The following is a 17,638-nucleotide window of genomic DNA, read 5'->3' as shown; positions in this document are numbered from 1 at the left end:
TTTAAGTTTTCTGTTGGCGCTTTTAATTATATTTTTGTTAAAATTTAAAAGCTATGATTACTTCAGATCAAATTAAAGATCTAAAAAACCGCCTTGAGAAATTAAGGCACTATCTTTGACGTAGATGCCAAACTAATTGAAATTCAAAACGAAGAAGAACAAACCTTCGATCCTAATTTTTGGAATGACTCCAAGGCTGCCGAAGCCATCATGCAATCCTTAAGAAACAAAAAGAAATGGGTTTCTGGATATGAAGAAGGTGTCACACTTCACGAAGATTTAGAAGTTATTTATGAGTTTTATAAAGAAGGTGAAGCCACGGCCGAAGATTTAGAAAGTCGTTTTGAAAAAACCCAAACCCTTATTGAAGATTTAGAGTTTAAAAACATGCTTTCAGAAGAAGGTGATAGTTTAAGCGCTGTATTGCAAATTACTGCTGGTGCTGGTGGGACCGAGAGTTGTGATTGGGCAAGCATGCTGATGCGTATGTATTTAATGTATGCTGAAAAAAGTGGTTTTAAAGTTAAAGAGTTAAACTACCAAGAAGGTGATGTAGCCGGAATTAAAACCGTAACCTTAGAACTGGAAGGCGATTTTGCCTTTGGATGGTTGAAAGGTGAAAATGGTGTGCATCGTTTGGTGCGGATTTCTCCTTTTGATAGTAATTCTAAGCGCCATACTAGTTTTGCTTCGGTTTATGTGTACCCTTTAGTTGATGATACTATTGAAATAGATATTAATCCGGCAGATATTGAAATTACAACAGCTCGATCTAGTGGAGCTGGTGGGCAAAACGTGAATAAAGTTGAAACGAAGGTTCAGCTAACCCACAAACCGTCAGGTATTCAGATTTCTTGTAGTGAAACACGATCGCAACACGATAACCGTTCACGTGCTATGCAAATGTTGAAATCGCAATTATATGAAATTGAACTGCAAAAACAACTCGCACAACGTGAAGACATTGAAGCCGACAAAATGAAAATTGAATGGGGAAGCCAAATTCGTAATTACGTGATGCATCCTTATAAATTGGTTAAAGATGTTAGAACCGCTCATGAAACTGGGAATGTAGATGCCGTTATGGATGGAGATATTGAACCATTTTTAAAAGCATATTTAATGATGATGGGACAAAAAACAGAAGAATCAGGTCAACTTTAAATTATAAAAACAAACTATGATAACAATTTATCACAATAATCGCTGTAGTAAAAGCAGAAGTGGATTGGAAATTTTAGAAAATTCAGGGAAACCGTTTGAGGTGAAAAAATATTTGGATGATGTGCCTTCGGAAGCTGAACTTAAAAATGTTATTACATTATTAGGTATTAAACCTATAGAATTGGTTAGAAAAAATGAAGCAATATGGAAAGAACAGTATAAAGGTACGGATTTATCTGATGCTGACCTTATTTCCGCTATGGTTAAAAACCCGAAACTCATTGAACGTCCGATTGTTGTAAATGGCAAGCAAGCTGTAATTGGCAGACCGCCTGAAAAAATACTTGAAATCATTTAAAAACAAAGGCTTTGATTGTTAAAATTGAAGCCTTTTTATTTTAACAAATTTTTAACCAAAACCCTTTAAACCAAAGGCTATTTTTGCAGTCTTATACGCAAAAATAGATTCATGAATAAACTAATTTTATCATTCTCACTAATCGTTTTAGCAGCTTTCAACCTGACTGCTCAAAACAACAATGAAGTTACCATAACAGGTAAAGTATTTGAAAAAGCAACCAATTTCCCACTTGAATACGCAACGGTTGCCTTTATTAATAAAACTGAAAATCGCATTGTAACTGGTGGTATTACTACAGAATCAGGAGCTTTTAGTATTCCTATTCCAAGTGGAACCTATGATGTTACTATAGAATTTATTGGCTTTGACAAATTAACAATTCCAAACCAAGTTCTTACTTCAGATAAAAATTTAGGTACAATAGGATTAGCTGAAAATGCGCAAGCACTTGATGAAGTAGAGATTATAGCTGAAACAACAACTGTTGAAATTAAGCTAGATAAAAAAATATATAATGTTGGTAAAGATTTAACCGTAAGAGGTGGTACTGTTAGTGACGTTTTAGACAATGTCCCTTCCGTTTCTGTGGATGTTGAAGGAAATGTAGCCTTACGTGGAAATGAAAATGTACGGATTTTAATTAACGGAAAACCTTCTGGTTTAGTTGGTTTAAATAGTACAGACGCTTTACGTCAATTACCAGCTGAATCCATTGAACGTGTGGAAGTAATCACCTCTCCTTCTGCTAGATATGATGCTGAAGGAACTGCTGGTATTTTAAATATTATTTTACGTCGTAGCAAACTACAAGGCTTCAATGGTGCTGTTACAGCAAACGTTGGTCACCCGGAATCAGCAGGTATTTCAGGAAATATTAATTATAGAACTGGTGATGTTAACATTTTTAACACGACTAGTTATGACTACCGTAAAGTACCTGGAAATTCATCTTCATACACGCAGTATTTTAATAAAGTATATGATGAAAATGGGGTTTTAATTAATGATCTTCCAGACTCATATTTAGATGAAACCAATGATTACGATCGTATTCGTAAAGGTATAAGCACCAATTTTGGTGTGGAATGGTATATCACGGATTCGGCATCCTTAACTGGTTCGGTGTCATACAGAAATGGTGATAATGAAAGTAATACGACAAATAAGTTAACGCAATATGATGTTAATGGTGCTTTTGTTTCAGAGTCTAATCGTTTTGACCCAGAAGAAGAAGAAGATAAAGTTATGCAATACGCATTAAACTTTATGAAAGACTTTGACAATAGTGGACATAAATTAACATTAGATTTTCAATATGAAGATAATTCAGAAGATGAATTTTCTCAAGTATTTGTTGAAGGTGTAAATTCAGAACGCGTTTCTACTCTTGAAGACCAAAGTCGGATTTTATTACAAGCAGATTATGTTTTACCAATTGGTGAAAAAAGTCAATTTGAAGCAGGATATCGTGGAAATTTCAATGATCAAGATACAGATTATGAAATCGCTTTTTTAAACACAACCGATAATGAGTTTGAAATAAATAACAATCTTTCTAACTTTTTAAATTATCGTGAATATGTAAATGCCGCGTATACGCAGTTTGGAAGTAAAATTGGCAGTAAATTTTCATACTTATTAGGATTACGTTTAGAAAACACACGGATTACTATTGACCAACCTACCAGTGGGGATTATAGTAAAAAAGATTATAATGGCCTGTTCCCAACAATAAACTTAAGCTATGAGTTAAGTGGTGATGAAAATGTAACCATGGGTTATAGCAGACGTATTCAACGTCCACGTTCATATTTTATTAATCCGTTCCCTTCACGCTCTAGTGTAACTAGTATCTTTAGAGGAAACCCAGATTTAGCACCTAGTTATTCAGGTTTATTTGATGTGGGTTATTACAAAAAATTTGGCAAAGTATCTTTAAATACATCGGCATATTATCAGCACGCGACGGATGCCTTTAGTTTTGTAAGTTATGATACAGGCAGAACAGAAACGGTTGATGGTCAAGAATTATCTGTTATAGAACGTTCCCCTATTAACCTAGCAGAAGAAAATAGATATGGTTTTGAGTTTACAGTAACTTATAATCCAATGAAAAAGTGGAATGTAAATGCCAATTTTAATATATTTCAACAATCGGTTATTGGAACAACACCAAACGGTTTATCTTTAGATAATGAAAGTACAAGCTGGTTTGCACGTTTAAACAATAAATACACGTTACCAGGACAAATAGAATGGCAAACTAGTTTAAATTATAGAGGGCCATCTTCGGATGCGCAAAACGAGCGTGAAGGCGTATTCTCTGCAAATATGGCATTTAGTAAAGATTTATTCAAAGATAAAGCATCTATTGCTTTTAACGTAAGTGATTTGCTTAATAGCAGAAAACGTACTATGAATACGTCAACAGATACATATTATAGTACATCAGAATTTCAATGGCGTGAGCGTAGTTTCAACTTATCATTCACATACCGTTTTAATCAACAGAAAAAACGTCAAGACCGTGGCGGTTCTAATGGAGGTGATTTTGATTACGAAGGTTAATTTGCAATCACAATATATATTAAAAGACTGTCTGAAAAGGCAGTCTTTTTTTTTGACTGAATTTCACATTAGTGAAAACCATTAATTCGTTTGATAAACAAATCAATAAAAAATGATCATAAAAAAAACGTCTAAAATTTCTTTTAGACGTTTTTATATATGTTTGTTCTCTTTTTAGATTAGCTTAATGCTTCTCTTTTGGCTTTCTTCTCTTCGCGAATTTCTTTCATGCGTTCAATTAAAGCACCTCCAATCCAATAAGGAATGACAAATGTTATTAAAAAAATCATTAACCAGAAACCGATTGTTAAAATGGTTAAAAATGCTAAAAACCCTAAATATTGGTCAAAATCGAACATAATAAAAATTTCTTTTATAGATAACTATGGCAAATATACATGAAATGCTTTTTTTACACAACAGTAAATTCAAGATTTATTAACATCTTTTATTTTCTAGTGTTTAATAACTTTTAAGAATGTTTCATTTTGTAAAAGTCCCTCTAATTTTAAATAATAAAGTCCTGCACTTAAACTACTCATATTTATTTGGCTGTTAGCCTTTACAGTTCCATTAAGCACTTTAGCACCATTAATATTGTATAGTTCGAATTGTTTTTCTTCCTGCAAACCTGAAAACTGAATAAACTGCGTGGTAGGATTTGGATATATTCTTGGCATTATAACAGGCTTATTATCTTTAATACTCAACAAAGTTCCCAGATTTTCCACTTTAAAAATTTTATCTCCTTGACCACCAGCAATAAAAAGCGCGTTATTATGGACTAACAAGTTTAAAGGCTGACCACTCAAATTAGATAAAAATTCTTCCGCTACTAAAACAGAATCATTCATATCTACGGTCAGCAATTTATAATATAATCCCAAACCTACAATTAAGGTATCTTCAAAAAACGCTAGCGAATAAATATTGGATTCGAAATCTGAAATGACGTCCTCAATTACCGGATTAGCGTCTGTAATATTAATTTTTGAAACTTTATTAGCGTAGCCAAAATATAACTCTTCTCCTTTTAAGGCGAAAGCTAAAATTCGCGCTTCAATATTCTGAACAACTATTACAGAATATGGATTGGCAGCATTTAAATCAATTTTCGAAATTCTATCTTCACCTGAAATAAATAGTTCATTTTCTGTAGCTATTAATGCTCGCGGGCTGTTGGAGTAAATTACGCGTGTTTCTGTAGGATTAGGATCATTAATATTTATTTTCCATAAATGTTGCGTTGCAAAGTACAGTTCATTACCAACTAAACAAACAGCCCGCGGATATGTTAAATTAGTAACTATATCTTCCTTCACAGGGTTACTAATAGATATATCAGCTTTAGATATTACGCCTGAATGTTCCGCAATAAATATCTCATCACCACTTATGGCAATTCCAATTGGATGATCTAATCCGGTTACAACATCCACTGTTTGAGAGAGTAAATTGTTAGCAAATAGGAATACAACTACTACGAGTAAATTTTTAATCATCAATTATTTTATTTTGATTACTAAACAAAGAAGCACCTTTTAAATTAAAATTTAAGAATACCTTAAATGTTTTTTTTAATAGATTCCTGTTTCTTATAAAGATATTCAAAAGCAAAACAACCAAATATAATAGCCAGAATGACTACTACTCCAACCAGATTTGATTGAAATTGTTGAATGATTAAAGTAACAAAAGCTATCGAACACATTAGAAATCCTATTAAGGGAATTAATTTTTTCCCTTTTATTTGATTCGATAATTTAAAAGCCACATAATTTACAATGGCAAAAATTAATAAAAATCCTGCGCTTCCAGCAGTAGAAATACTTTCAAGCTCTAAAGTATTTGCTATCAATAAGGTTAACACCGCAGTAATAAGTAATCCAATAGGCTGATTCCACAGTTTACTAGTTAAGTGATGTGGTAATTCATCATCTTCCGCAACTTCAAAACTCACACGACTGCCACCATAAAGGGATGCGTTTATTGCCGAAAAAGTTGAAATTAAAGCAGCTACCGTAATAATGGTAAATCCTACTTTACCAAGCATGGGCTTGGCTGCTTCAGCTAACACATAATCTTCTGCCTTTGCTATGGTTTCGAAAGGCAAAGAACCTACTGTTACTATTGCAATAATAACATACAGAAAAACCACAAACCAAACGGAATAATTATAAGCTTTAGGAATATTAATTTCTGGATTAATAATATCTGGTGCAGCATTGGCAATAAGTTCAAAACCTTCATAAGCTACAAAAATAACCATCCATCCCGTTAATAATAAAAGTGGACTCTCCCAATTAGAAACCGATAGTTGCTCAACATTTGGATTACCAAATAACCCATATAGACCAACAACTATAAAACCTAGTAATATAATTAGTTTTATTATAACGGCATAAGATTCTATCCTACTTACCACTGCAATACTGTAGTAATTTATAATAGTCGCTATAATTATAATTCCACTTAAGTATACATGCGAATCCAATGAAGAATCTCCAGTAATTTCAAATAAATTAGGCGCATAAGATCCAAAAGCAGAAGCATAAAGCGAAAGCATAATAATATAACTCACCCACAACAAATTATTGATTGCGCCACTAAAAACAGTTTTTCCAAAACCCTGATTTATAAACTTAACAGTGCCGCCTCTATCAGGAAATGCTAATGATAATTTTGAATAACTATAGGCTGTTAAACTCGCTATAATTCCTGCAAAAAGGAATGCAATTGGTGTGCCGCCTTGTGCTAATGAAACGGCCAAGCCTAACACCGCAAAAATACCACCACCTACCATACCACCTATTCCAATAGATATAGCTTCCCGTAAACTTATTTTAGCATTAGAATTTGTGTTATTTTTCATAAAAGCATGGAATCGTTATACTTAAAAGTAACATTTTTTATTCATTAGGAATATTAAACTCAATATTTTATAACAAATAACCCTTTTACAGCTACTGGTTTTAGTCATAAAATCGTAATTTTGCAGAACAACTAATTTTATTTCAATTTATATATATCATGACTTTTAGAATAGAAAAAGATACCATGGGCGACGTTAAAGTGCCTGCGGACAAACTTTGGGGAGCGCAAACAGAACGCTCAAGAAACAACTTTAAAATTGGTGCACCTGCATCTATGCCATTAGAAATTGTTTACGGTTTTGCTTACTTAAAAAAAGCAGCTGCATATACAAATTGTGAATTAGGTGTGCTTGCTGAAGAAAAACGCGATCTAATTGCACAAGTATGTGAAGAAATTTTAGAAGGCAAACACGACGACCAGTTTCCATTGGTTATTTGGCAAACAGGTTCTGGAACGCAAAGTAATATGAATGTTAATGAGGTTATTGCCAATAGAGCACATCAAATTGCTGGTAAAACCATTGGTGAAGGTGAAAAAACCATTCAACCAAATGATGATGTCAATAAATCCCAATCGTCTAATGACACCTTTCCAACAGGCATGCACATTGCAGCTTACAAGAAAATAGTGGAACACACGATTCATGGTGTTATACAATTACGAAATACACTTCATAAAAAATCATTAGCTTTTCATGATGTTGTAAAAATTGGACGTACCCATTTAATGGATGCTACACCTTTAACTTTAGGTCAGGAATTTTCTGGATATGTGTCCCAATTAGATCATGGTTTAAAGGCTGTGGAACACACGTTACCGCATTTATCAGAATTAGCGCTTGGTGGCACAGCCGTAGGGACAGGATTAAATACACCTGAAGGCTATTCAGAGTTAGTAGCGAAATACATCGCTGATTTTACCGATTTACCTTTTATAACAGCGCCTAATAAGTTTGAAGCTTTAGCAGCTCACGATGCTTTAGTCGAAACGCATGGCGCATTAAAACAATTAGCCGTTTCTTTAAATAAAATTGCCAATGATATTCGAATGATGGCTTCAGGACCACGTTCAGGAATTGGTGAAATCAATATTCCAGCAAACGAACCAGGAAGTTCTATTATGCCAGGAAAAGTAAATCCAACGCAATGCGAAGCATTAACTATGGTGTGTGCTCAAGTTATGGGTAACGACGTGGCTGTTACAATTGGTGGCATGCAAGGTCATTATGAATTAAATGTTTACAAACCAATGATGGCTGCCAATGTTTTACAATCCGCACAATTACTTGGTGATGCTTGCATGAGTTTTGATGAGCATTGTGCACAAGGCATCGAACCTAACCACGATGTTATTAAAAAATTATTAAATAATTCATTAATGCTAGTTACCGCTTTAAATACCAAAATAGGCTATTATAAAGCTGCGGAAATTGCAAATACAGCTCACACCAACGGTACAACTTTAAAAGAAGAAGCTGTTAATTTAGGCTATGTAACTGCTGAAGATTATGATGCTTGGGTAAAACCAGAGGACATGGTGGGCAGCATAAACAAATAAAAATCAATATATTACGCTATTAATAACAAATTTTAAAAACATGAAACAAAAATTACTCTTATTTACAGGCTTACTTTTTATGAGTTTAACTGTAAATGCACAAATAACATTTGTAAAAAGCACAATAGATGCTAGCACAAGTGCAGAACCGTATACTATTGCCTCCGGTTATTTAGATGGCGATGCCTATTTAGATTTGGCTGTCGGATCCGATGTTACTGGTGAAGTAACCTGGTATAAAAACAATGGCGACGGTACATTTGCAGCTGGAATAATTTTATCTGCGGTAGCACCTAACGCTTTATCTTACGTTGAAGGATTAACAATTGCCGATATAAATGGTGATGGTGATAACGATATTATAGCAGCAAGTTATGTTGGTGGTAATTTAGTTTGGTTTGAAAATAATGGTGACGATACCTTTGAACCTGCTGTAACTATTTCATCTAGTATTGCTGGTGCAGGAACGGTTATAGCTGCTAACATTGATAATGATGTAAATGGCTATTTAGATCTTGTAGTCACTGCGTATGATGGCCATAGTGTGGTTTACTTTTTAGGAAATGGCGATGGTACTTTTGGTACACTTCGTTATGTAGTTCCGGTAACTCCTGGAAGTAGTCCTGGAACCATGGATATAGCTGATTTTGATGGTGATGGTGATTTAGATGTTGTTGTTGGTTTTACTGGAAATGGCGATGTTAAATTGTATGATAATCGTTTTATTCCAGATGGTCTAGATGGTTCTGGAAACGTACCATTTGCAGCTTATACAAATAATGTGGATACCGGAAATGGATTTTTGTTTTCAGTTATATTTGCAGATATCAATGATGATTCTAATCTTGACATTGTAAAATCTGACAATAACCCAGGAGCAAACCCAGCAATTGCTTGGTATTCAAATGATGCTAGTGGAACGGGCACCACATTTACCGAAACTACTATTGCAACCAGCATAGTTAAAACCGCAGCCATAGGTGTTGCCGATTTTAATAACGACTCTTTCAATGATTTGGTTGTTGCCAATGGTAGAATTAGTGATAATGACTTAATTTGGTTTACAAGTGATGCGACAGGTGGCTTGGGAAGTGAAATTATGATTGATGATTCGGGTCCAACAACTTATGATATTGAAATCCAAGATTTTGATAATGATGGTGATTTAGATATTGCCAGTATTAGTTATTGGAATGATACCGTATTTATTTTTAAGAATGATTTGTTTACGTTAAGTACACCAGAATTTCAAGTTAATACATTTGGTATCTATCCAAATCCAACTTCTAATACCTTAAATTTTAAAACAACAAATCAAGAGCCTTTCAAAATACTGGCATATAATATTTTAGGTAAAGAGGTTCTAAATACAACGGTTTTGAATAATACCTTAGACGTTTCCATACTTACAAATGGCGTATACCTTTTAAAGGTTGAAAATTCAGACAAAACATTCAAATTTGTAAAGCAATAACAAAACGTCAACTTATAATTTCTAAAACGCTAGTAATAATTTTTGCTAGCGTTTTTTTATTACCCAAAATTTAAGCAACTTTGAAAAAACTACTATCGTGACGACATTAATTACAAACATTCAAGAATTACTTCAGGTTAGAGACACAAACATTTTAAAGGTTTCTGGAAAAGACATGAAGCAGCTACCAACCATTAAAAACGCCTATCTTTTAATAGATGATGATACCATTGTAGGGTATGGCAATATGGAAGATTGTAAAAATATTGAAGCTGATACAGTGATTGATGCCACAGGAAAAGTGGTTTTACCGACTTGGTGCGATTCCCACACACACCTAGTTTATGCCGGAAATAGAGAACAGGAATTTGTTGATAGAATTAATGGCTTAAGTTATGAGGACATTGCCAATCGTGGTGGTGGTATTTTGAATTCTGCAGAAAAATTACAACAAACCAGTGAAGACAATTTATATGAACAATCTGTTAAGCGATTAAAAGCTGTTATGAAATTAGGTACTGGTGCCATAGAAATTAAATCTGGCTATGGACTAACAGTAGAAGCCGAATTAAAAATGCTTCGGGTTATCAAGCGATTAAAACAAGATTTTCCTCTAAAAGTCAAAGCAACACTTTTAGCAGCACACGCAGTTCCAAAAGACTATAAAGACAATAAAGAAGGTTTCGTTGATTTAGTTATTAATGAGATGATTCCAAAAGTTGCCAAAGAGCAATTAGCAACATATATTGATGTGTTTTGCGAAAAAGGTTATTTCGATTTAATCGATACAGAACGCATATTAAAAGCTGGTAAATCACATGGATTAATTCCTAAAATTCATGTAAATCAATTCAATGCCTTTGGTGGTATTGAAGTAGCTGTAAATAATCAAGCTCTTTCCGTAGATCATTTGGAAGAATTAAACGAAAGCGATATTGCCATGCTGAAAACAGGTAATACCATGCCAGTAGCGCTACCTTCTTGCTCCTATTTCTTAAGCATCCCTTACACACCAGGACGTCAATTAATTGACGCCGGATTACCACTAGCATTAGCTTCAGATTATAACCCAGGCTCCACCCCTAGCGGAAATATGAATTTTGTGGTCAGTACGGCATGTATAAAAATGAAATTAACACCAGAAGAAGCCATAAACGCAGCTACAATAAATGGTGCTTATGCTATGGGAATTAGCTCTATGTACGGAAGTATAACACGTGGAAAAAAAGCGAATATTATTATTACGAAAGCTATTCCAAGTTATGCCTTTTTACCATATGCTTTTGGTGATAATCATATTGAAACTGTCATGATAAATGGACAAATTGTTTAATTTCAATTTAACACAACAATCTGTAATATCTCAAGAACTAATACATTTAGGTATTTCTAATTTTAATGATGCGCTTACCTATGTTCAAAATTTACCATATGGCAGAAACAGCAATAGAAGCGATTATACTTTAATATTAAAAGAACAAAAAGCAACGTGTTCTACAAAACATGCCTTTTTAGCTGCACTGGCAAATCAGGAAAATAAACCTCATGTAAAACTCTTTATGGGTATTTATAAAATGTGTAAAGAAAACACACAGGGCATTTCAACGGTATTAGAAAAATGGCAATTATCTTATATACCAGAAGCACATTGTTATTTGAAAATTAATGATGAAATAGTTGATATGACGAGAAACTGCAAAAGTCACAATTCTTTTGAAGCCTCATTACTTTTTGAAGAAGAAATTTTATCGCATCAAATTGGCGATTATAAAGTGAAACGCCATCAAGAATATTTAAAAGACTGGATTATTTCAGAATCAATCACTTATAATTTTAAAACCATTTGGAATATCCGAGAAGCCTGTATTCAAAGCATTTCAAAATAATTAAATAAAAAAACCCGAAAGCCTAAACTTTCGGGTTTTACTAGTATTAGCTCTATGGAAAACTATTACTAGTTTATTTTAGTCCAATATAAATTCTGAAGTCGCTACTAAATCCTTCTGATTAAAAACATTAACCATATAGCGACCTTTCTCAAACTTATTCTCACCATTTGGTGTAACAAATTCACAAATATTTAAACTCGTATTTTCATAATTAAATTTACTAACAAGACTGTAGTTTAATACTTTTTCACCAAACTCAATTTGCTCATTGGCTCCCATGGTATTGTTTTTCGGATCAATAACTTGAATGTATAATTCCTGATCACCACCTTGTACTAACGTGTTTTTTGGAACGGTAAAACATACACGAATTTTATCAGCACGTCTAGCGCTTTCAGTAGGAATTAATTTTCCTGAACTCCTTTCAATAACACCATAACCTTTTAAGCTAACGGCTCCTAAAACGGCTGCATTACTAACCACTTCAGCTAACGCTGTATTTTGAACCATTAAAGAATCAGTAAACATGGTACGTTCTTCCAAACGGATTTTAGTACTATCTAAAGATGTTGCTAACAATTCATTTTCAATCTTCAATCTATCATTTTCAGTTAATAACACATTCATTTCTTTTTGTAATGCTGTGTATTTAGACTTGTAGCGGTATAAACTCTGCACGTTAGTTTCAGAAACTTTAAGCGAGTCAATTAAACCTTGAATACGACCTTTAGCTTCAACCAACTTTTCATTTGCAATAGTATTATCGCCAATAACAATATCATATTGCTTGGCCATATTGCTCAAATCGTTCATCACCATTTCTTTCTCTTGCAATAATTGCGTTTCCGTTTCCTTTTTTTCGTTGTAAAGTTTGGAAGTATAAATTCCTGTAGCGACAAATAAAACCAAGGCAATTCCTAATGCCACTTTTAATCCTGTACTGTTTTTATTAGATTCCATAAATAAATTCGTTTTTTAAAAATTAAAGTTACTACTAATTTTGTGCTTTTTTAAGCAATTGTTTTTAAAGTTTCAAATATAAAGTACATTTATACTTTATATCTAAATTTTAAATCATTTATGGATAAACTGGTACTATTTAATGAGTCAAACCTCAATTCGCTAATTAATAAGCGTCCAGATGAATCCAAATTTGGAGAGCATATTACTATAATTCCCAAACTTACAGATATATACGAGCAACTTAAAAGTTTGGACGTTCAGTATATTATTTTTGGAATTCCAGAAGATGTTGGTGTATTTGCTAACCTAGGAAAATCAGGTACTTCCAAGGCTTGGAATGCCTGCCTTAAAGTTTTGTTAAATATTCAAAGTAACGCGTTTACGCATGCTAATAAGGTTTTAATTCTAGGACATTTGGATTTTTCTGAAGAAATGAAAATGCTTACACAACTCGATCAAACCAATTCAAAAGATCTTCAGAAATCTCGTAAACTGGTAAAGCAAATAGATATCCATGTCGCCGAATTAATTTCCACAATTGTTAAATCTGGAAAAACGCCCATTGTTGTTGGTGGTGGCCATAACAATGCTTACGGAAATATAAAAGGAACGTCACTAGCCTTGAAAAAGCCTATAAATGTTATTAATTTTGATGCACATTCGGATTTCAGAACTGAAGAAGGCAGGCATAGCGGTAACGGTTTTAGTTATGCTTATTCTGAAGGCTTTTTGAAAAAATATTTTATTTTCGGATTACATGAGAACTATACGTCTGCGGCTATTTTTAAGCAATTAGAAGATAATTTACATATAGATTTCAATACGTTTGAAGCTATTGAAATACGAAAAGAATTAAAGTTTAAAACCGAAATAAATCGCGCCTTACAATTCATTAACTCAAAACCTTATGGAATTGAATTAGATTGTGACGCCATTCAGAATACACCAAGTAGCGCCATGTCACCCAGCGGATTCAGCGTTAGTAAAACACGAATGTTTTTAAATGCTGCAGCACAAAGTAAGCACGCCATGTATCTTCATCTTTGTGAAGCTGCTCCAACGCCAGAAACTGAAGCCCAAGTGGGTAAACTCCTAACATATTTAATAACCGATTTTATTAGAGCACATGCCAATACTTGAAATTATCCCATTTGAAAAACAATACGCTAAAGACTTTTATGCATTGAATATTGAGTGGCTTGAAACCCATTTTTATGTTGAACCTTTTGATGAAGAAGTTTTAAGTAAACCTGAAATTCACATTATTAACAAAGGAGGTTCTATATTTTTTGTAAGAATCAGCAACAAAATTGTTGGTACGGTTGCTCTTATGCCAACTCCTAACAAAAATGTATTAGAACTCACTAAAATGGCTGTTTCACCAGAATTACGTGGTCAAAATATGGGACAGAAATTAATGCAATATTGTATTGAATTTGCTAGAAAAGAAAACATCAAACACCTACTGCTCTACTCAAATACTAAATTAGTAAACGCTATTTATATTTATAGAAAATTCGGATTTGTAGAAATTCCTGTTGAAACCAATTCGCCCTATAAACGCGGTAATATTAAAATGATTTTAGATTTGTAATTATGGCTTCTTTCATAATAATCGTATCTTTATTTTCTAATAAGAGTTTTATGAAAACTAAATATATTTCAATCTTTATCATTTCAATTTTATTTATTGGTTGTAAATCAGATAAAGAACAATCAGAACCCATTTTAAATGAAACTGACATTGAAACCGAAATAGTGGTTGAAGTACCATCAGAAATAGATATACCCAATTATTATGTAGCATCTGATATCAAAATCACACCAGTTGAACATGCCAGCATGGTTATTAATTTCAATGACATCTCAATTTATGTGGATCCTGTTGGTGAAGCAATCCGCTATGCAGGTTTTAAGAGCCCAACTTTTATTATAATCACAGATATTCATGGGGATCATTTGGATGTTAAAACTTTAGAGGCAATTAATACCACAAACAGCATTATTATAGGTCCACAAGCGGTTAAAGATAAATTGCCGGAATCTTTAAAAACCAATTTTACCGTCTTGGAAAATGGTCAGGAAAAAGATGATTTCATGAATAAAACTTCAATGAATATTGAAGCAATTCCCATGTATAACTTAAGAGAGGAAGCTCTAAAATTCCATCCTAAAGGACGTGGAAATGGGTATGTTTTAACAATAAATAATAAGCGCATTTATATTTCTGGTGATACAGAAGATATTCCTGAAATGCGAAATCTTAAAAATATTGATATCGCATTAGTTTGTATGAACTTACCGTACACCATGCCAATTGAAAGTGCGGCTGATGCTGTTTTAGCATTTCAACCAAAAACGGTATTACCATATCATTATCGAGGAACGAAAGGTTTTAGCCATGTGGAAAGTTTTAAAAAACGCATAAACGACCGAAACAAGTCCATTGAGGTTATACAATTAGATTGGTATAAATAATCACAATATTTTCATTTTTAGTTGATTAGTTAAAAAAATATTTTATATTTGACTAGCTATTAACCCAATCTATTACCTACTATGTTTCTTAAATGTACTACATATCTGTACCAAAGTTTTGTATTAATGGAACAAATTAGCATTGTGAAAATACTTGCTATTACCGTTGTATTCTTTTTAATCCTACTCATATTAGGTGTTAGAAAATCAATAATTTTAAAAAAAGAGAATGAGCGTTTAAGCAAATCTTCGCCATCTATAGAGGAAGATACTAAGAAGCCTTATAAAGATTTTACCGAAGGGCACATGTATAATAACCATTAAATTATATTTATGGAAACACTTATTTACATGGTAGTTTTTAATTTTATAGCTTTAATGATTGCCTTTAAAACTAAAATAGGGTTATATACTGTTTCTCCAGAAAAGCAATGGAAAGAAGCCCATGATAAATTTGAAAAAAATTTGAACGCCTTAAAGAAAATAGAAATTGATAATTTCAAAATGGATACTGGACATATGTATGAATCCGAATAAAAAAAATACCAAAAAAAAAAGCCTCGTAAATTACGAGGCTTTTTTTAATTTAATTAGCGAACTAATTTTTTATACTTAATACGTTTTGGCATCAAATCACCACCCAAACGTTTTTTCTTGTTTTCTTCGTAATCGCTAAAACTACCTTCAAAAAAGTAGACTTCACTATTACCTTCAAACGCTAAAATGTGCGTACAAATTCTATCTAAAAACCAACGGTCGTGACTAATTACTACTGCACAACCTGCAAAGTTTTCTAAACCTTCTTCTAAAGCACGTAGGGTATTTACGTCCAAGTCGTTCGTTGGCTCATCCAATAGTAACACGTTACCTTCTTCTTTTAAAGTCATAGCTAAATGCAAACGGTTACGTTCACCACCAGATAATAATTTTACTTTTTTGTTTTGTTCACCACCTGAAAAATTAAAACGGCTTAGATAGGCTCTAGAGTTAACTTCTTTTCCACCCATCATTATTAAATCCTGTTCATCACTAAAATTTTGCCAAATGGTTTTTTCAGGGTCTATATTAGAATGACTTTGATCAACGTACGCAATTTTTGCAGTTTCACCCACGACAAATTCGCCTTTATCGGGTTCAATTTCACCCATGATCATTTTAAAAATAGTGGTTTTACCTGCACCATTAGGACCTATAATACCAACTATTCCTGCTTGTGGTAAATTGAAATTTAAATCTTCGTATAATAATTTATCATCATAACCTTTACTCACGCCTTTGGCTTCAATAACATTGGTTCCTAGACGTGGACCATTTGGAATGTAGATTTCTAATTTCTCATCCAATTGTTTTTGGTCTTGACTCATTAATTTGTCGTAGTTATTCAAACGCGCTTTTTGCTTGGTTTGACGACCTTTAGCTCCTTGACGAACCCATTCTAGCTCACGTTCCAATGTTTTCTGACGTTTAGAAGCGACTTTACTTTCTTGAGCCATACGTTTTGACTTCTGATCCAACCAAGATGAATAGTTTCCTTTCCAAGGAATACCTTCACCTCTATCTAATTCTAAAATCCAACCTGCTACATTATCTAAAAAGTATCTATCGTGCGTAACTGCAATTACAGTTCCTTTATATTGCGCTAAATGATGCTCTAACCAATGTACAGATTCTGCATCCAAGTGGTTAGTAGGCTCATCTAATAATAATACATCAGGTTCTTGTAATAATAAACGACATAACGCTACACGACGACGCTCACCTCCTGAAAGAATGCCAATCTTTTTATCGCCATCTGGCGTTCGTAACGCATCCATGGCTATTTCTAATTTGGTATCTAATTCCCAAGCATCTGATGCATCAATTTGATCTTGAAGAATAGCCTGACGATTCATCAGCTTTTCCATTTTATCTGCATCTGAATATACTTCCTCCAGACCAAACATGTCATTAATTTTATTATACTCATCAAGTATAGCTACTGTTTCGGCAGCGCCTTCCCGAACTATTTCCATTACCGTTTTCTCATCATCCAATTGTGGCTCTTGCTCTAAAAAGCCCACTGAATAATCTTGTAGAAAGGTAACATCACCTTGGTAGTTTTTATCTTGACCTGCAATAATTTTTAATAAAGTAGATTTTCCAGAACCATTAAGACCTAAAATCCCAATTTTTGCTCCATAGAAAAAACTTAAATAAATATTTTTTAACACAGGTGTATTGGCACCTGGAAATGTCTTGGTTAAACCAGACATGGAAAAAATTACTTTTTTATCGTCACTCATAATGTTGTTATGTTATTGAGTTATTTTT

Annotated in this window: 17 protein-coding genes; 12 read left to right on the top strand and 5 right to left on the bottom strand. The window is 33.3% G+C overall.

Translation table 11 applies throughout. The annotated features are described in order from the left end of the window. Positions 1–53 precede the first annotated feature (53 nt). The 3 genes from prfB to ES675_RS07515 all read left to right on the top strand — a co-directional run bounded on the left by prfB (position 54) and on the right by ES675_RS07515 (position 4,093). A protein-coding gene (prfB, locus tag ES675_RS07525) for a peptide chain release factor 2 (protein WP_148367345.1) occupies positions 54–1,164 on the top strand; the annotation gives its coding sequence in 2 pieces (ribosomal slippage) (positions 54–116 and positions 118–1,164; 1,110 coding nt in all). 16 nt (positions 1,165–1,180) lie between these two features. Next, on the top strand, positions 1,181–1,522 hold the full coding sequence (gene arsC, locus ES675_RS07520; protein WP_066247673.1) for an arsenate reductase (glutaredoxin): 342 nt from the start codon (positions 1,181–1,183) through the stop codon (positions 1,520–1,522). Positions 1,523–1,633: 111 nt separating this feature from the next. Further along, entirely contained in the window at positions 1,634–4,093 is a 2,460-nt protein-coding gene (locus ES675_RS07515; protein WP_066247672.1) for a TonB-dependent receptor domain-containing protein, read from the top strand. A 179-nt stretch (positions 4,094–4,272) separates the two neighbouring features. Here ES675_RS07515 and ES675_RS07510 read toward each other — a convergent pair whose 3' ends face one another. The 3 genes from ES675_RS07510 to ES675_RS07500 all read right to left on the bottom strand — a co-directional run bounded on the left by ES675_RS07510 (position 4,273) and on the right by ES675_RS07500 (position 6,965). Continuing rightward, a complete protein-coding gene (locus tag ES675_RS07510) occupies positions 4,273–4,452 on the bottom strand; it encodes an ATP synthase subunit B family protein (RefSeq protein ID WP_066256759.1) in 180 nt (59 codons plus the stop codon). Between the two features lie 96 nt (positions 4,453–4,548). Further along, complete coding sequence (locus tag ES675_RS07505) at positions 4,549–5,595, bottom strand: T9SS type A sorting domain-containing protein (protein ID WP_066256756.1); 1,047 nt, start codon at positions 5,593–5,595, stop codon at positions 4,549–4,551. 62 nt (positions 5,596–5,657) lie between these two features. Beyond that, positions 5,658–6,965 (bottom strand): APC family permease, encoded by a 1,308-nt coding sequence (locus ES675_RS07500; protein ID WP_066256752.1) that lies wholly within the window; start codon positions 6,963–6,965, stop codon positions 5,658–5,660. Positions 6,966–7,123: 158 nt separating this feature from the next. Between ES675_RS07500 and fumC the strand changes: the two genes are divergently transcribed. The 4 genes from fumC (at position 7,124) to ES675_RS07480 (ending at position 11,884) form a co-directional block, all read left to right on the top strand. Beyond that, positions 7,124–8,524, top strand: coding sequence for a class II fumarate hydratase (fumC, locus tag ES675_RS07495; RefSeq protein ID WP_066256749.1), 1,401 nt, complete (start codon positions 7,124–7,126; stop codon positions 8,522–8,524). Between the two features lie 40 nt (positions 8,525–8,564). Then, complete coding sequence (locus ES675_RS07490; RefSeq protein WP_066256746.1) at positions 8,565–9,998, top strand: T9SS type A sorting domain-containing protein; 1,434 nt, start codon at positions 8,565–8,567, stop codon at positions 9,996–9,998. A 97-nt stretch (positions 9,999–10,095) separates the two neighbouring features. After that, positions 10,096–11,331, top strand: coding sequence for an imidazolonepropionase (gene hutI, locus ES675_RS07485; RefSeq protein WP_066256744.1), 1,236 nt, complete (start codon positions 10,096–10,098; stop codon positions 11,329–11,331). Continuing rightward, positions 11,315–11,884 (top strand): hypothetical protein, encoded by a 570-nt coding sequence (locus tag ES675_RS07480; RefSeq protein WP_066256741.1) that lies wholly within the window; start codon positions 11,315–11,317, stop codon positions 11,882–11,884. The genes hutI and ES675_RS07480 overlap by 17 nt, the downstream gene beginning before the upstream one ends. 78 nt (positions 11,885–11,962) lie before the next feature. On the opposite strand, the gene ES675_RS07475 is transcribed toward ES675_RS07480, so the two are convergent. Further along, a complete protein-coding gene (locus ES675_RS07475; protein WP_066256736.1) occupies positions 11,963–12,847 on the bottom strand; it encodes a chromosome partitioning protein ParA in 885 nt (294 codons plus the stop codon). A gap of 120 nt (positions 12,848–12,967) precedes the next feature. Between ES675_RS07475 and ES675_RS07470 the strand changes: the two genes are divergently transcribed. The 5 genes from ES675_RS07470 (at position 12,968) to ES675_RS07450 (ending at position 15,865) form a co-directional block, all read left to right on the top strand. After that, complete coding sequence (locus ES675_RS07470; RefSeq protein WP_066256734.1) at positions 12,968–13,990, top strand: formimidoylglutamase; 1,023 nt, start codon at positions 12,968–12,970, stop codon at positions 13,988–13,990. Next, positions 13,977–14,444 carry a GNAT family N-acetyltransferase gene (locus ES675_RS07465; RefSeq protein ID WP_066256731.1) on the top strand — a complete coding sequence of 156 codons (468 nt, stop codon included), beginning with the start codon at positions 13,977–13,979 and terminating at the stop codon, positions 14,442–14,444. Before ES675_RS07470 ends, ES675_RS07465 begins: the two co-directional genes overlap by 14 nt. Positions 14,445–14,494: 50 nt before the next feature. Continuing rightward, positions 14,495–15,328, top strand: coding sequence for an MBL fold metallo-hydrolase (locus ES675_RS07460; protein ID WP_066256762.1), 834 nt, complete (start codon positions 14,495–14,497; stop codon positions 15,326–15,328). A gap of 126 nt (positions 15,329–15,454) precedes the next feature. After that, a complete protein-coding gene (locus ES675_RS07455) occupies positions 15,455–15,652 on the top strand; it encodes a hypothetical protein (RefSeq protein WP_231931334.1) in 198 nt (65 codons plus the stop codon). A 9-nt stretch (positions 15,653–15,661) separates the two neighbouring features. Beyond that, a complete protein-coding gene (locus ES675_RS07450) occupies positions 15,662–15,865 on the top strand; it encodes a hypothetical protein (protein ID WP_066256724.1) in 204 nt (67 codons plus the stop codon). A gap of 53 nt (positions 15,866–15,918) precedes the next feature. Here ES675_RS07450 and ettA read toward each other — a convergent pair whose 3' ends face one another. Further along, positions 15,919–17,610: an energy-dependent translational throttle protein EttA gene (ettA, locus tag ES675_RS07445; RefSeq protein ID WP_066256400.1), complete on the bottom strand. Its 1,692-nt coding sequence runs from the start codon at positions 17,608–17,610 to the stop codon at positions 15,919–15,921. Positions 17,611–17,638 lie beyond the last annotated feature (28 nt).

It is taken from the genome of Algorimicrobium algoritergicola, from assembly GCF_008086165.1.
Classification (GTDB): Bacteria; Bacteroidota; Bacteroidia; order Flavobacteriales; family Flavobacteriaceae; genus Algorimicrobium; species Algorimicrobium algoritergicola.
This window is presented reverse-complemented; position numbering and strand designations above follow the sequence as displayed.

Coding starts and splice junctions, on each gene's coding strand:
- arsC (WP_066247673.1), top strand. CDS start 1,181: ATGATAACAATTTATCACAATAATCGCTGTAGTAAAAGCAGAAGTGGA.
- ES675_RS07460 (WP_066256762.1), top strand. CDS start 14,495: ATGAAAACTAAATATATTTCAATCTTTATCATTTCAATTTTATTTATT.
- ES675_RS07515 (WP_066247672.1), top strand. CDS start 1,634: ATGAATAAACTAATTTTATCATTCTCACTAATCGTTTTAGCAGCTTTC.
- fumC (WP_066256749.1), top strand. CDS start 7,124: ATGACTTTTAGAATAGAAAAAGATACCATGGGCGACGTTAAAGTGCCT.
- ES675_RS07490 (WP_066256746.1), top strand. CDS start 8,565: ATGAAACAAAAATTACTCTTATTTACAGGCTTACTTTTTATGAGTTTA.
- ES675_RS07455 (WP_231931334.1), top strand. CDS start 15,455: ATGGAACAAATTAGCATTGTGAAAATACTTGCTATTACCGTTGTATTC.
- ES675_RS07470 (WP_066256734.1), top strand. CDS start 12,968: ATGGATAAACTGGTACTATTTAATGAGTCAAACCTCAATTCGCTAATT.
- ES675_RS07510 (WP_066256759.1), bottom strand. CDS start 4,452: ATGTTCGATTTTGACCAATATTTAGGGTTTTTAGCATTTTTAACCATT.
- ES675_RS07450 (WP_066256724.1), top strand. CDS start 15,662: ATGGAAACACTTATTTACATGGTAGTTTTTAATTTTATAGCTTTAATG.
- ettA (WP_066256400.1), bottom strand. CDS start 17,610: ATGAGTGACGATAAAAAAGTAATTTTTTCCATGTCTGGTTTAACCAAG.
- ES675_RS07480 (WP_066256741.1), top strand. CDS start 11,315: ATGGACAAATTGTTTAATTTCAATTTAACACAACAATCTGTAATATCT.
- ES675_RS07465 (WP_066256731.1), top strand. CDS start 13,977: ATGCCAATACTTGAAATTATCCCATTTGAAAAACAATACGCTAAAGAC.
- ES675_RS07505 (WP_066256756.1), bottom strand. CDS start 5,595: ATGATTAAAAATTTACTCGTAGTAGTTGTATTCCTATTTGCTAACAAT.
- ES675_RS07475 (WP_066256736.1), bottom strand. CDS start 12,847: ATGGAATCTAATAAAAACAGTACAGGATTAAAAGTGGCATTAGGAATT.
- ES675_RS07500 (WP_066256752.1), bottom strand. CDS start 6,965: ATGAAAAATAACACAAATTCTAATGCTAAAATAAGTTTACGGGAAGCT.